The following is a 14,025-nucleotide window of genomic DNA, read 5'->3' as shown; positions in this document are numbered from 1 at the left end:
GTGCAGAAGCCTTCCGGTCTGTCTTTTCAAGAAGAAAGCCGCAGCGTTCCCCTTCGGTCCGGGCGCCGGGCAGACAGGTCTCCCCCGACTGCCCAGTAAATGTCACCATGCTTCCACCGCAAAAATCAATATAGGTTTAAGGCAGCGGCATGGCGCCGGTCATCACATGTTGTCGACCCGAGGTCGAAACAGGCATGGCCGGCGATTTTTTTACTTCGACTTGTCGCTGTTAGCGAAGCCGGAACGATCGGCGATCACCTCATCGATAAGCCCGAACTCCTTGGCCCGCTCGGCGGTCATGAAGTTGTCGCGCTCCAGCGCCGCCTCGACCTGATCCAGCGTCTGGCCAGTGTGGTGCACGTAGATATCGTTCAGCCGCTTCTTCAGCTTCAGGATCTCCTGAGCGTGCAGCATGATGTCCGCCGCCTGACCGCGGAACCCGCCCGAGGGCTGGTGAACCATGACACGCGCGTTCGGCAGAGCGAACCGGCTCCCCTTGGCGCCAGCCGCCAGCAGCAACGAGCCCATCGAGGCCGCCTGGCCGATGCACAGCGTCGCGACTTCCGGCCGGATGAACTGCATCGTATCGTAGATCGCAAGACCGGACGTGACCAGTCCGCCGGGCGAATTGATGTAGAGCGAGATCTCCTTGGCGGGGTTTTCCGCCTCGAGATAGAGCAACTGGGCGCAAATCAGCGTCGCCAGGTGGTCCTCGATCGGGCCTGTCAGGAAGATGATGCGTTCCTTGAGGAGCCGCGAGTAAATGTCATAAGCGCGTTCCCCACGGTTCGTCTGCTCGACGACCATCGGAACGAGGGAATTGACGGCGAAATCGACTGGATCCTTCATGCCTCGTCCATGCTTTGGAGGATCGTCCTCCGATTGCGGGTCCGGACGGTATCGCGTCCAGTCGGCTGCGTGATCGGAAGTGGACGGTCTCTGTCTGGGTCTCTGAGTCGAAAAAAGCGACACCCATTCATAAGGGATGTCGCCTCTTTCCGAAAGATAGGCACATGGCCGCGTCGAACAAGGGGGAAAAGCGGGCGAGGGTTAAGGGTGTGTTCGCACCCTGCCCCGCCCACGGCATTCCCGAACGATGCGGCCTCAGACGGCCGCGCCGTCCTCCTCGTCCTCTGCCATCAGCTCTTCCTTGGTCACCGACTTGTCGGTCACCTTGGCGAGCTCGAGGATGTAGTCGACGACCTTCTCCTCGTAGATCGGAGCCTGGAGGCTGGCCAGCGCGTTCGGGTTGTTGCGGTAGAAGTCGAAGACTTCCTTTTCCTGACCCGGGAACTGACGGATGCGCTCGTAGAGGGCCTTCTGGACCTCGTCGTCGGTGACCTTGATCTCGTTCTTCTCGCCGACCTCGGACAGCACCAGCCCCAGACGCACGCGGCGCTCGGCGATCTTGCGGTACTCCGCGCGCGCCTCGTCCTCGTTCGTCTCCTCGTCGGCGAACGTCTTGCCGGCGTTGGCGAGATCCTGCTCGACCTGGCGCCACACGCCATCGAACTCGGAGTCGACCAGACGTGCCGGCAGATCGAACTGGTAGACCTCGTCCAGCTTGTCGAGAAGCTGGCGCTTGACCTTCTGACGCGTCATCGCGCCGAACCGGCTCTCGATCTGACCGCGAACGATCTCCTTGAGCTTGTCGAGTCCCTCGAGGCCGAGCCCCTTGGCGAACTCGTCATCGATCGTCACCGCGCCCGCAGACTGGACTTCCTTGATGACGATGTCGAAGGTCACCGGCTTGCCGGCCAGATGCTTCGCCGGATAGTCCTCGGGGAACGAAACCTCGACGACCTTCTCGTCGCCGGCCTTGAGACCGACGAGCTGCTCCTCGAAGCCGGGAATGAACGACTTCGAGCCGATCACCAGCTGGCCGTCCTCGTCGGCACCACCCTCGAAGGGCTCGCCGTCGAGCTTGCCGAGATAGCTCATGAGGACGCGATCGCCCTCCTCGACAGCGCCGTCCTTGGCTTCGAACGGCTTGTTGTTGTCGGCAATCTGCTGGATCTGCTCGTCAACTTCAGCGTCCGCGATCTCAACGACCGGGCGCTCGATCTCGATCGACTTGAAGTCGACGATCTCGAACTCCGGCAGCAGATCGTAGCTCATGGTGAAGGCCAGATCGGCCGCGCCGTCGAGAATGCGCTCGGCATCACCCTCCGCCAGGTCGATCTCGGGCTGCAGCGCCGGCTTCTCGTTCCGCTCCTCGACCACCTTTCGGGTGGTTTCGTTGAGCATCTCGTTGAGGATCTCGGCGGTCGCCTGGCGACCGTAGAGGCGCTTCAAATGCGCCGCCGGCACCTTGCCGGGTCGGAAGCCCTTGATGTTCACCTTATGCTTGAGGTCATCAAGATAGGTGTCGAGGCGGTTGGCAAGCTCAGACGCCGGAATGACGACTTTCAGTTCGCGTTTCAGCCCCTCGGCCAGCGTTTCGGTTACCTGCATGGTCGTGTGCTTCGTCCTAGATCGAGAACGTCTTTCCGACAGCTCGTGTGAATAGGGTATCCGCTCAAAAAAGCGATTGCCTGGGCCGCTCTGTGGGCCTGTCCGGATGTGGTGCGGGCGGAGGGACTTGAACCCCCACGGCGTGCGCCACCAGAACCTAAATCTGGCGTGTCTACCAGTTCCACCACGCCCGCGACATGCGAAGGCGCCCAAAGCCAAGGCGCGGCTTCTATAGCACCCCGCATGACGCGGTCAAAGGAAAATCCGGTTAGAAAACCATCGTAAAATCGCATTCCCGGCCTCTTCGCGCGCGTTCAGGCTCACTGTTTCCGCCCGCCCTCGCCTCCCGTTTCGGCGAGCATGGTTTCGATAGCCGACTTCAGCGCGGCCGGCAGGTCTTCCGAGGTCAGCGCCACACCGCAGGTTCGCCCCGCCTCGCCGTGCAGCCACACACCCATCGCGGCCGCCTCGAAAGCCGCCATCCCCTGCGCGCCCAGTCCGGCGATCGTCCCCGCCAGCACGTCGCCGGACCCGGCCGTGGCGAGCCAGGCTGGCGCATTGGCGTTGATCGCCGCGCGCCGGTCGGGCGCGGCAATGACGGTGTCCGCCCCCTTGAGCACGACGACCGCGCCGCTGCGCCGCGCTGCCGCGCGCGCCTTTTCCACCTTGGAAAGGTCGGAGGCGGCCGCCAGATCGGGGAAGAGCCTGGCAAACTCCCCCGCATGCGGCGTCATCGCCACCCGCGCCCGCCGCTCCTTGATCGCCGCGAAAAGCTGCTCCGGCATTTCCACGAAGGAGGTCAGGGCGTCCGCATCCAGCACGACGAGACCGCCACGCGCGCCCACCGTGCCGAGCATCGCCCGCACGGAATCGGCGGTCGCAGGCCCGACGCCGGCACCGGGTCCGGCAAGCACCGAGACGATGCGCGGATCGCCCAGGAACTCCGCCAGCGCCGCAGCGTCGCGCACGGAGCGCAACATCACGGCGGTCAGATGCGCGGCGTTGACCAAGGCCGCCGAGGGCGGCGTCGCCACCGTGACCAGCCCCGCCCCGCTCCGCAGCGCGGCAGCTGCCGCAAGCCGCGCCGCGCCCGTCGCCAGCGCCGGACCGGAAAGCACCACCGCGTGGCCGCGGGTAAACTTGTGCCCCTCGGCGCCGGGAACCCGGTAGGCCTCGGACCACAATGCCGGCGCATTGCGATAGAGGCAGGGTGTCCCTTCTCCCTCGCCGCCGATGCGCGAGAGCACGCTGGCGGCAATGCCGATGTCCGCGATTTCAAGCTTCCCCGAAAGCGTGCGGCCCGGCATCAGCAGATGCCCTGGCTTGGCGCGAAAGAAGCTGACCGTGCGTGCCGCCCGGATCGCCACCCCTTCCTCGCCCCCGGTCACCTGCCCGCTTGCACCGCTGACGCCGGAGGGCAGGTCCACCGACAGCACCGGAACGCCGGACGCATTGACCGCCTCGACGGCCTCCCGCACCGCGCCCGAAAGCGGCCGGTCGAGCCCCGCACCGAACAGCGCGTCGATCACGAGAGCCGCCGCCTGTAGGACGTCGCGCGGCGGCGCGCCCGTTGCCGGCTCCGCCGCGACACCCGCCGTCTCCATGTCGGCAAGCGCAAGCGCCGCATCCCCGCCGATCCGGTCGGCATCGCCGTAAAGCAGGACACGCACCCGGTTTCCACGCTGGCGCAACAGGCGCGCGGCGACAAACCCGTCACCGCCATTGTTGCCGGGCCCCGCGAGAACCAGAACCGCGGCCCCCGGCCCGGCCATCCGGCAGGCGACGTCGGCAACCGCACGTCCGGCCGTCTTCATGAGTTCGAGACCCAAAACACCACCGGCGATCGTCAGGCGGTCGGCCTCACCCATTTCCGTCGGCGTCAGCAGTTCGATCATGCAGTGTCTCCAGGACGGCCGGCCAGGACCACGGCCTGCGGCTCGGAAAGTTCGACCAGGTTGCCGTCGGGATCGCGGATGTAGACAGACCTCAGCGGCGAGTTGGCGCCCGTGCGCGTCGCCGGCCCCTCGACGATGGGAACCTCCGCGTCCGACAGCCTGTCGAGCACGTCCTGAAGCGAGGCGACCAGAAAGCACAGGTCGGCGGAGCCCGGGGTCGGACGCCCCGCCGCCGGCAGGACCTCGGCCCCGGCGCTGTGCAGATTGATCTTCTGATCGCCGAACCTCAGGGCGCGTCGCCCGCCACCGAAGACCACCTCCTCCATGCCGAGGAGAGAGCCGTAGAAGGCAACGGTCGCGTCGATGTCGGCAACCGTCAGCACAAGGTGATCAATCGAAAGGATCTTCATGGCAGTCTCGCCTCCCCGGCCAGCACCCGTGTCGACCCGGTTCCAGCCACTTTCGGCCGAACGGGCAGGAAGTCGCGCCGCCACTCGGGAGACACCGCTTCGGTTCCTTGCCACGATTGCGCAGCCCGCCCCCCACCGCAAGCCGCGTGCGCCCTGCGGGCCTTGTTCGCGTGGTCGACTGCCCACGATTCGTGCCGTATTTATAGGCGGAATGCCTACAAAATTTGCATACCATTCCACCCGATCCGTGATCCCTTTGGTCAGGCAGGCGGAAAATGCCCTATTTGCAGGCTGTTTTTTCGGCAGGCACGGTTGGCACGCCGCGTGCTACTGAACGGATAACGCTGATCTTCACCGGTCGGCGCAACGAAACTGAACGAGGCGAAGTGGCGGAGGCGATGAAAAAGATCGAGGCAATTATCAAGCCCTTCAAGCTCGACGAGGTCAAAGAGGCCCTCCAGGAAGTCGGTCTGCAGGGCATTACCGTGACCGAGGCCAAGGGCTTCGGCCGGCAGAAGGGCCACACCGAGCTCTATCGCGGAGCCGAGTATGTGGTCGACTTTCTGCCGAAGGTGAAAGTCGAGATCGTCCTCCCCGACGAGCTCGTCGACAAGGCCGTCGAGGCCATTCGCAATGCCGCCCAGACAGGGCGCATCGGTGACGGCAAGATCTTTGTGTCCACCGTCGAGGAAGCCGTGCGCATCCGCACCGGCGAGACCGGCAACGACGCGATCTGACCAACCGTTTCAATCGCGGAGACGACCGGAAGCCGGCGCTCCGCTCTTGCCAACCCATAGAACACTCCGTGATACAGGGAAGCTATAGATGACGACTCCCAGCGAAATCCTGAAGGACATCAAGGACAAGGACATCAAGTTCGTCGACCTGCGGTTCACCGATCCGCGCGGCAAGATGCAGCACGTCACGATGGACGCCAGCCTTGTCGACGAAGACATGTTCGCAGAGGGTGTTGCGTTCGACGGCTCGTCGATCGCCGGCTGGAAGGCCATCAACGAGTCCGACATGATGCTCGTGCTCGACCCCGAGACCGTCCACGTCGACCCGTTCTTCGCCCAGTCGACCATCGCCATCATGTGCGACGTCGTCGACCCGGTCTCCGGCGAAGCCTACAGCCGCGACCCGCGCACCACGGCCAAGAAGGCCGAGGCCTACGTCAAGTCGCTCGGTATCGGCGACACCGTCTTCGTCGGCCCGGAAGCCGAATTCTTCATCTTCGACGACGTGCGCTTTGCGACCGAACCGTACAACACCGGCTTCAAGATCGACAGCGGCGAGCTGCCGTCGAACATGGACACCGAGTACGAGATGGGCAACATGGGCCACCGTCCGCGCACGAAGGGCGGCTACTTCCCGGTTCCCCCGATCGACAGCGCCCAGGACATGCGCTCCGAGATGCTGACGGTCCTCACCGAGATGGGCGTCACCGTCGAGAAGCATCACCACGAGGTGGCTGCCGCTCAGCATGAGCTCGGCATCATGTTCGACACGATGACCCGCAACGCCGACAAGATGCAGATCTACAAGTACGTCGTGCATCAGGTCGCCCATGCCTATGGCAAGACGGCCACCTTCATGCCGAAGCCGATCTTCGGTGACAACGGCACGGGCATGCACGTCCACCAGTCGATCTGGAAGGACGGCAAGCCGGTCTTCGCCGGCAACCAGTACGCGGATCTCTCCGAGACCTGCCTCTACTACATCGGCGGCATCCTGAAGCACGCCAAGGCGCTCAACGCCTTCACCAACCCGTCGACCAACTCCTACAAGCGTCTGGTCCCGGGCTACGAGGCTCCGGTTCTTCTGGCCTACTCCTCGCGCAACCGTTCGGCCTCCTGCCGTATCCCGTTCGCGACCTCGCCGAAGGCCAAGCGCGTCGAGGTCCGCTTCCCGGATCCGTCCGCGAACCCGTACCTGTGCTTCGCCGCCATGCTGATGGCCGGCCTCGACGGCATCAAGAACAAGATCCATCCCGGCGACGCGATGGACAAGAACCTCTACGACCTGCCGCCGGAAGAGCTGAAGGACATCCCGACCGTCTGCGGCTCGCTGCGTGAGGCGCTTGAGTCGCTCGATGCCGACCGCGAGTTCCTGAAGGCCGGTGGCGTCATGGACGACGATCAGATCGATGCCTACATCGAGCTGAAGATGGAAGAGAACATGAAGTACGAGATGACCCCGCATCCGGTCGAGTTCGACCTGTACTACTCGGTCTGATACCGCGCGGAACTCTCCCACTTCGGGACCTTCATGAAGAAAACCCCCGGGCCACCGCCCGGGGGTTTTCGCGTTCAGGGTCCCGGCGCGGCAGTAGCTCTGGCCTTGCGCGCATCGACACGCCTGCCGATGCGCTCCGCCGGAGGCCGCTTGTACCAGCCGACAGGGCGGGCACTATCGGCGGCAGAACTCCGAGAAGGCTTGCAGGAAATCGCTCACCGCAGCACGGTTCGAGGGCATTTCCAGCACACGCGCGATTTCGTCCGGAGACAGCTTCATCAGCTCGAACCTCAAGAACAGGTCCTGCGAAAACCGCTGACTGACGGTCGCCAGAACCAGTCGAAGCTGCGAAAGCATGTCGTCCCCACGATGCGAGGCATGCATCAGTGCAATCGGCTTTTGGACGATTTCTTCCCGAGAAACGAGCCAGTCTATGGCGTTTTTCAAGCCGCCGGGGATTGCCCGGACATACTCGGGGCTCGAAATGAGCACGCCATCGCTTTCACCGACCCTGTCGGCGAAGACCTGTACACTTTCCGGCAGAGGCCCGGCCTCGCTGTCGGGCGAAAAGACCGGCAGGTCCGCAATCGCGGAGAACACCGTTACGTCATGGCCAGGCGGCGCGGTCTGCGCCACGGCTCTCAGCATCGCGGTGTTTGTCGAGTTTGCGCGGGCGCTGCCGGAGATGGCGAGTATTTTCATGGGCACGATCTACTCCACCCCGGAGCCGAGGACAACGACAGCCTCCTGCCGCCAAGACAATCGCTCAAGGCGCGTTTCCTTGCTGCGAAGCACGCCGGCCGAGCCGGGCGGCGGACCGGTTCACACCACTGCAAAGGCGCATCCCGCGACCTTCCGATTGGCGTTTGCAAGCGGAAATCCCAGGCCTTGCCGCTCATGCGAGACAATTGCCGCAACAGCAGGCCGTCGTGCGGAATTCCGCCCCTAACCTGCCCTTGCCCCCCTTGCGCAGCCTCGCATTTCCGGCCATTGATCCGCCATGCTTCAGATCACAGACCTCACCTTCAGAATTGCCGGACGCACCCTGCTCGAGCGGGCGAGCGTCACCCTTCCCTCCGGCGCCAAGACGGGCTTCGTCGGGCGCAACGGCACGGGCAAGTCGACCCTCTTTCGGCTGATCACCGGCGACGCCTCGCCGGAAAGCGGCGAGATCCGCGTCCCCAAGGGCATCCGCATCGGCCAGGTCGCGCAGGAAGCCCCGGGCACGGAGGAAACGCTGCTCGAGGTCGTGCTCGCCGCCGACAAGGAACGCGCCAGCCTGATGGCCGAGGCCGAAACCGCCAGCGACCCGCATCGCATCGCCGAGATCCACATGCGGCTGGCGGATATCGACGCCCATTCGGCCGAGGCGCGCGCCGGACGCATTCTCTCCGGCCTGGGTTTCGACACCGAGGCGCAGAACCGACCCTGCTCCGCCTTTTCCGGCGGCTGGCGGATGCGCGTCGCGCTTGCCGCCGTGCTGTTTTCCGAGCCTGACCTGCTGCTCCTCGACGAGCCGACCAACTACCTCGATCTCGAGGGCACCATGTGGCTGGAGAACTATGTTGCGCGCTATCCGCATCAGGTTGTCCTCATCAGCCATGACCGCGACCTGCTGAACAAGGCCGTCGACAGCATCGTCCACCTCGACCAGCTGAAGCTCACCTTCTACCGGGGCGGGTTCGACAGCTTCGACCGCCAGCGGCGCGAGGCGATGATGCTGCAGGAGAAGTCGCGCGAGAAGCAGGAAGCCCAGCGCAAGCACATGCAGGCCTTCGTCGACCGCTTCCGCGCCAAGGCGTCCAAGGCGCGCCAGGCACAGTCGCGGCTGAAGATGCTGGAGCGGATGGAGCCGATCGCGGCGGCCGCCGGCAGCGACGCCATGCCCATCTCCTTCCCCGATCCGGACGGGCGTCTCGCCCCGCCGATCATCCGTCTCGACGATGTCGCGGTCGGATACGGCGAGCGCACGGTGCTTTCGAAGCTCTCGCTCAACATCGACAACGACGACCGCATTGCGCTGCTGGGCTCCAACGGCAATGGCAAGTCGACCTTCGCCAAGCTGATCGCCGGCCGGCTCGAGCGCGCCTCCGGCGGCATCGTCACCGCTTCCAAGCTCAAGGTGGCGTTCTTCGCCCAGCACCAGATGGACGATCTGGTGCCCGCCGACAGCCCCGTCGCCCATGTGCGCAAGCTGATGCCGGACGCGCCCGAGGCCAAGGTACGCGCCCGCGTCGCCCGCTTCGGCCTGCCGACCAGTCGCATGGACACCCCCGCCAAGGATCTGTCCGGCGGCGAGAAGGCGCGCCTCCTGCTCGGCCTCGCCACCTTCGAGGGGCCGCACCTGCTCATCCTCGACGAGCCGACCAACCACCTCGACATCGACAGCCGCGAAGCCTTGATGCAGGCGATCAACGCCTTTGACGGCGCGGTCATCCTGATCTCGCATGACCGGCATCTGGTCGAGGCCTGCGCCGACCGGCTATGGCTGGTCGCCGACGGGCGGGTGACCGCCTTCGAAGGCGACATGGAGGACTACCGAAAGCTCATCCTGAAGCGCGACCGGGGCGAGAAGGCCGAAAAGCCGGCCCATGGCGCGACGGCCGCTGTCGCGGAGCCCGTCGCGGCCCCGGCGACCGTGGAGGATCCCCGCCCCGCGCAGGAAAAGCGCCGCGAGGCGGCGGAGCGCCGCGCCCGGCTCGCGCCCTTGCGCAAGGAGGTGCAGGCGGCCGAAAAGGAGATGGCCCGCATCACCGAAAAGATCGGCCGTCTCGACGCGGCGCTCGCCGATCCCAACTTCTTCGCCAAGGATCCGGAGCGGGCCACCAAGTTCGCCAAGGAACGCGCCCATCTGGAAAAGAAGCTGGTGCGCACCGAGGAGCAATGGCTGGAGCTTTCCGCAGAGCTGGAAGGAACGAAAACGCCCGGCTGACGGCGATCCGCGTCTCGCGCTCCAGAGGAGCATCCGCGCGTTTCAGCCGTCAATTGCCGCCAGACGTCCTGCGCCGGAAGCGCTTTTCCTCACACGCTCGCGCCGAAGAGCGCGCCGGCCGCCGCGGTGATCGCCAGGGCGGCGGCGCCCCAGATCGTCACGCGAACCGCGCCCTTGAGCGGGGGAGCACCACCAGCGCGCGCGCCAAGCGCGCCGAGAAGCGCCAGGAACACCAGCGTGGAGACCGCGACAACCGGCAGCAGGGCGGATGCCGGGGCCAGAACCACCACAGCGAGCGGCAATGCCGCCCCCACCGCAAAGGTGATCGCCGAGGTCACCGCCGCCTGTAGCGGCCGCGCGGTCGAGACCTCGGTAATGCCGAGTTCCTCGCGCGCGTGGGCGGCGAGTGCATCGGCCGCGGTCAGCTCGCGGGCAACCGCAAGTGCCGTCTCCCGCGACACGCCACGGGCGGCGAAGGTCTCGGCCAGTTCCTCCAGCTCGAACTCCGGCTGCTCGGCAAGCTCACGGCTCTCGCGTTCCAGGTCCGCCTTTTCCGTATCCGACTGCGAGCTGACCGAGACATATTCGCCGGCGGCCATCGACATCGCCCCGGCGATAAGTCCGGCCGCGCCGGCGATCAGGATCTGCGAGGTCGGCGCCTGCGACGCGGCGACGCCCGTGATCAGGCTCGCCGTTGAGACAAGCCCGTCGTTCGCCCCCAGCACAGCCGCGCGCAGCCAGCCGATTCGCTGCACGCTGTGTTCTTCCACATGGGCCATCGCCCGCCCCTTCGAGATCGCCATTGCCAGCCCTTTCGTGGTGTCGTCTCAATCCTTGCGGTAAAGCGCGCGCACATGCGCGATGACGCGCGCGCCTTTCCGGATCTCATAGGGCTCGAAGGTGACACGCGTCAGACCGAGCGTTTCGAACCTGTGGAGCTCGCCCGGCGTCAGCGGCCAGGGCGGCCCGTCGGCCGGCATTCCCTCCCCCCGCGTGCGGGTGAGCACCAGAAGTCGCCCTCCCGGGGCAAGAAGGCGGGCAAGAGCGGGGAAGGCCGCCTCCCGGAGATCCCCATCCAGCGCCTGCAGCGTGTAGCACTCGTGCACGAGGTCGAAGCCGCCTACCCAGTCCGTCGGCGGATCGAGGAGATCGGCGACACGGTAATCCACCGTCCCTTGAGGGAAACGCTCTCCTGCCCAGCGGATCGCTTCGGGCGCAAGATCGAAGGCCGTCGTCCGGTATCCGGCAGCAGCCAGCGCCTCGGCGTTGTCGCCAAGCCCGCAGGCGACATCGAGCGCCCGACGCCCTTCGCCCGGATGCTCCTTCAGCCAATCGACCAGCTCGGGTTTCGGAGCAAGGTCCGCCCATGGCACGGCGGCCGGATCGCGCCCCGCCGTCTCGTAAACGGCATGGAACCACGACGCGCGATCCCCGCGCGCGCCGCCCTTCGCGCCGAACAGGTCATCGAGACGGGTCCGCGCCGCGTCCCGACGTCCCGAGAAGTCTCCGTCCCCGCCCTTGGTTCCGCTCATGCCTTGCGCTCCCAGCGCCCCGCATTCGACTGCTGCCAGTAGGTGAGATCGTGGCCGGCCGCCTTCAGCGTTTTCCAGTACTGCCGGGCCTCGGCCACGGCCTCCGGATCGTTGCCGTCGAAGAGGAAGACGCCACGTTCGAACGGCGACAGGTCCGGAGGCGCGGCCCGGTCGACCATGAAACGCACGGTCGCGCCATTCGGCGTTTCCGCGCCAGCGGTCAGATAGACCGGCTGGGCGGAGGCATGGCCGTCGGCGGAGGTTCCATGGGGCAGAAAGCCGTCCTCGCGGTAGGTCCAAAGGTGCGAATCAAGTGCGGCACAACGTTCGGGCGAGCCGGCCTGCACAACGACCTTCCACGACCGCTGGAGGCAGGTCTCGAGGAGACCGGGCAACACATCCTCCAGCGGGCGCTGGGTCAGATGGTAGAAGAGAACTTCCGTCATTCCGCGTGTTTTCCCAGTTTCCCAAAGCACTTGGCGGACGCGCCGATCGGCGTCGCGCCCGCCGGTGCGGCAGGCCTGCAACAGGGAGACCGGGAAACGACAGCGCCCCGCTCTCCGGCTTTGCGTTACGACGTTTTCACCATTAACGGTTTTCCAACTTCGTCCGGGCAGTTTCAGTCCGGTTCGATCCGACCCTTCCACCCGCAAGCCTGTGCCTGTCGTCACAGTGCATCGCGGGCGACGGTAGTAGCCTTGTCGGGTCGGGGCAACGGGAGAACGTTTTTATGGCTGTGCGAATTGCGCTGTTCTTCGGGCTGGTGCTCGGCCTCGCGGGCGTGACCACCGCGATGGGTATGGTCGTCAGCGAGCCGGCCGGCTCCTGCGCTGCCTACAAGACCTGCTGAGAGCGGCCGTCGACCGGCGGCAAGGCTCCATCATACGACACGTAAAACCCGCCTTTCCGGCGGGTTTTTCTTTGCCTTCCCCCCGCGAGGTCCCGCCTGGTTCCCGGCAGGCAAAAAGGGCGACAGGTTCCCCCGCCGCCCTCGATGCGTCACGTATTCGCCAGCGCGGTCCGCCTCAGTTCTCGTAGCTGTCGCGCACCAGCCGGTCGAGCAGCCGCACGCCGAACCCGGAGGCCCAGGTCTTGCTGATCTCGGTCTTCGGGCTGCCCATCGCCGTGCCGGCCACATCGATGTGGACCCACGGCACATCGTTGACGAAGCGCTGCAGGAACTGCGCGGCGGTGATCGAGCCGGCGGCGCGCCCGCCGGTGTTCTTCATGTCGGCGTTGGGCGTGTCGATGAGCTTGTCATAGTCCTTCGACAGCGGCAGGCGCCACACCTTCTCGTTGGCGGCAAGACCGGCGGCCGTCAGCTTCCCGGACAACTCGTCGTTGTTGGAGAAGATGCCCGCATGATGATTGCCGAGAGCGATGATGATCGCACCGGTCAGCGTCGCAAGGTTGATCATGAAGGCCGGCTTGAAGCGGTCCTGCGTGTACCAGAGCGCATCGGCCAGAACGAGACGGCCCTCCGCGTCGGTGTTGATCACCTCGATGGTCGCGCCCGACATCGCCGTGACGATGTCGCCGGGGCGCTGCGCCTTGCCGTCCGGCATGTTCTCGACGAGACCGATGACACCGATGGCGTTGACCTTGGCCTTGCGGGCGGCGAGCGCGTGCATCAGGCCGGTCACGGCGGCCGCGCCACCCATGTCGCCCTTCATGTCTTCCATGCCGCCGGCCGGCTTGATCGAGATGCCGCCGGTGTCAAAGACGACGCCCTTGCCGACGAAGGCGAGCGGGGCTGCGTCCTTCTTGCCGCCGTTCCAGCGCATGATGACGAGCCGCGGCGGCATATCCGACCCCTGGGAGACGCCGAGAAGCGCATTCATCTTAAGCTTCTTCATCGCCTTTTCGTCGAGCACCTCGACCTCGACACCGAGCTTGGAAAGCGCCTCGGCGCGCGCCGCGAACTCGAGCGTGGTCAGCACATTGGCCGGCTCGTTGACGAGATCGCGGGCCAGCAGCGTGCCATCGCTCACCGCGTCGGCGTCGGCCCAGGCCTTCTTGGCGGCCTTGGTGTCCTCAAGCGAGAGGTCGACCTTGACGGCGGATGTCGGCTGGTCGTCGTCCTTCTTGGACTTGTAGCGGTCGAAGGTGTAGCCGCGCAGCTTCAGGCCGGCGGCGAAGGCGGCCGCCTCGACCGGGGCGATTTCGCCCGCCGGCGTCTCAAGGCACACATGGACGGATCCGGCACGACCGATTGCGCCCATCACGACGCCGCCAAGGTCCGTCCAGCCGGTTTCACCGAGGTCCGCGATCTCCCCCGCCTTGCCGAGACCGACGACCACGATCCTGTCGAGCTCGAGCCCGGCCGGCGCCAGGATATCGAGGACGCTGCGCGCCTTGCCGGTGAAATTCCCGGCCGCGGCCGCGCGGGCGAGAAGCCCTCCGGCGCCCTCGAGAAGCGCGCTTGCCTGCGCGCCGAGCGCGAGCGTGTCGTCGACAAACAGGACGACAACGCCCTTGGCCGGCTTCGAGACCTTGGTGAAGCTGATTTTCGGGAGCAAGATGAATCCTCGCGGTTGGAAATGACGATTGCGATTCGGCGCGTCCGG

At 65.8% G+C, this 14,025-nt stretch carries 12 protein-coding genes and 1 tRNA gene; 3 read left to right on the top strand and 10 right to left on the bottom strand.

From position 1 onward, the window contains the following. Positions 1-210: 210 nt before the first annotated feature. The 5 genes from clpP to ACSLUQ_RS04690 form a co-directional block, all read right to left on the bottom strand. Positions 211-849 (bottom strand): ATP-dependent Clp endopeptidase proteolytic subunit ClpP, encoded by a 639-nt coding sequence (gene clpP / locus ACSLUQ_RS04710; protein ID WP_417774233.1) that lies wholly within the window; start codon positions 847-849, stop codon positions 211-213. Between the two features lie 255 nt (positions 850-1,104). Further along, complete coding sequence (gene tig, locus ACSLUQ_RS04705; RefSeq protein WP_417774232.1) at positions 1,105-2,454, bottom strand: trigger factor; 1,350 nt, start codon at positions 2,452-2,454, stop codon at positions 1,105-1,107. A gap of 109 nt (positions 2,455-2,563) precedes the next feature. Continuing rightward, positions 2,564-2,648, bottom strand: a tRNA-Leu gene (locus ACSLUQ_RS04700). Between the two features lie 126 nt (positions 2,649-2,774). Next, positions 2,775-4,349, bottom strand: coding sequence for an NAD(P)H-hydrate dehydratase (locus tag ACSLUQ_RS04695; protein WP_461807818.1), 1,575 nt, complete (start codon positions 4,347-4,349; stop codon positions 2,775-2,777). Continuing rightward, positions 4,346-4,759, bottom strand: coding sequence for a VOC family protein (locus ACSLUQ_RS04690; protein WP_417774230.1), 414 nt, complete (start codon positions 4,757-4,759; stop codon positions 4,346-4,348). Before ACSLUQ_RS04690 ends, ACSLUQ_RS04695 begins: the two co-directional genes overlap by 4 nt. Positions 4,760-5,157: 398 nt before the next feature. On the opposite strand from ACSLUQ_RS04690, the gene ACSLUQ_RS04685 reads away from it, so the two are divergent. Beyond that, entirely contained in the window at positions 5,158-5,496 is a 339-nt protein-coding gene (locus ACSLUQ_RS04685; protein ID WP_417774251.1) for a P-II family nitrogen regulator, read from the top strand. Positions 5,497-5,584: 88 nt separating this feature from the next. Further along, positions 5,585-6,994, top strand: a complete 1,410-nt coding sequence (gene glnA / locus ACSLUQ_RS04680; RefSeq protein ID WP_417774229.1) for a type I glutamate--ammonia ligase — start codon at positions 5,585-5,587, stop codon at positions 6,992-6,994. A gap of 174 nt (positions 6,995-7,168) precedes the next feature. Here glnA and ACSLUQ_RS04675 read toward each other — a convergent pair whose 3' ends face one another. Beyond that, on the bottom strand, positions 7,169-7,696 hold the full coding sequence (locus ACSLUQ_RS04675; RefSeq protein WP_461807817.1) for an NADPH-dependent FMN reductase: 528 nt from the start codon (positions 7,694-7,696) through the stop codon (positions 7,169-7,171). Positions 7,697-7,994: 298 nt separating this feature from the next. On the opposite strand from ACSLUQ_RS04675, the gene ACSLUQ_RS04670 reads away from it, so the two are divergent. Then, a complete protein-coding gene (locus ACSLUQ_RS04670; protein WP_461807816.1) occupies positions 7,995-9,926 on the top strand; it encodes an ABC-F family ATP-binding cassette domain-containing protein in 1,932 nt (643 codons plus the stop codon). 89 nt (positions 9,927-10,015) lie between these two features. On the opposite strand, the gene ACSLUQ_RS04665 is transcribed toward ACSLUQ_RS04670, so the two are convergent. From ACSLUQ_RS04665 to ACSLUQ_RS04650, 4 genes are all read right to left on the bottom strand, one after another. Next, positions 10,016-10,729 (bottom strand): VIT1/CCC1 transporter family protein, encoded by a 714-nt coding sequence (locus ACSLUQ_RS04665; RefSeq protein WP_417774226.1) that lies wholly within the window; start codon positions 10,727-10,729, stop codon positions 10,016-10,018. 24 nt (positions 10,730-10,753) lie between these two features. After that, entirely contained in the window at positions 10,754-11,458 is a 705-nt protein-coding gene (locus tag ACSLUQ_RS04660) for a class I SAM-dependent methyltransferase (protein WP_417774225.1), read from the bottom strand. Then, positions 11,455-11,904: a DNA polymerase III subunit chi gene (locus ACSLUQ_RS04655; RefSeq protein ID WP_417774224.1), complete on the bottom strand. Its 450-nt coding sequence runs from the start codon at positions 11,902-11,904 to the stop codon at positions 11,455-11,457. Before ACSLUQ_RS04655 ends, ACSLUQ_RS04660 begins: the two co-directional genes overlap by 4 nt. Positions 11,905-12,483: 579 nt before the next feature. Continuing rightward, on the bottom strand, positions 12,484-13,977 hold the full coding sequence (locus tag ACSLUQ_RS04650) for a leucyl aminopeptidase (protein ID WP_461807815.1): 1,494 nt from the start codon (positions 13,975-13,977) through the stop codon (positions 12,484-12,486). Between the last annotated feature and the right edge of the window lie 48 nt (positions 13,978-14,025).

This window comes from Stappia sp. ICDLI1TA098, assembly GCF_054880955.1.
This window is presented reverse-complemented; position numbering and strand designations above follow the sequence as displayed.

Bases quoted from the DNA above. Each gene is read 5' to 3' on its own strand.
- ACSLUQ_RS04690 (WP_417774230.1), bottom strand. From the start codon at position 4,759: ATGAAGATCCTTTCGATTGATCACCTTGTGCTGACGGTTGCCGACATC.
- ACSLUQ_RS04695 (WP_461807818.1), bottom strand. From the start codon at position 4,349: ATGATCGAACTGCTGACGCCGACGGAAATGGGTGAGGCCGACCGCCTG.
- ACSLUQ_RS04675 (WP_461807817.1), bottom strand. From the start codon at position 7,696: ATGAAAATACTCGCCATCTCCGGCAGCGCCCGCGCAAACTCGACAAAC.
- tig (WP_417774232.1), bottom strand. From the start codon at position 2,454: ATGCAGGTAACCGAAACGCTGGCCGAGGGGCTGAAACGCGAACTGAAA.
- glnA (WP_417774229.1), top strand. From the start codon at position 5,585: ATGACGACTCCCAGCGAAATCCTGAAGGACATCAAGGACAAGGACATC.
- ACSLUQ_RS04660 (WP_417774225.1), bottom strand. From the start codon at position 11,458: ATGAGCGGAACCAAGGGCGGGGACGGAGACTTCTCGGGACGTCGGGAC.
- ACSLUQ_RS04685 (WP_417774251.1), top strand. From the start codon at position 5,158: ATGAAAAAGATCGAGGCAATTATCAAGCCCTTCAAGCTCGACGAGGTC.
- clpP (WP_417774233.1), bottom strand. From the start codon at position 849: ATGAAGGATCCAGTCGATTTCGCCGTCAATTCCCTCGTTCCGATGGTC.
- ACSLUQ_RS04655 (WP_417774224.1), bottom strand. From the start codon at position 11,904: ATGACGGAAGTTCTCTTCTACCATCTGACCCAGCGCCCGCTGGAGGAT.
- ACSLUQ_RS04665 (WP_417774226.1), bottom strand. From the start codon at position 10,729: ATGGCGATCTCGAAGGGGCGGGCGATGGCCCATGTGGAAGAACACAGC.
- ACSLUQ_RS04670 (WP_461807816.1), top strand. From the start codon at position 7,995: ATGCTTCAGATCACAGACCTCACCTTCAGAATTGCCGGACGCACCCTG.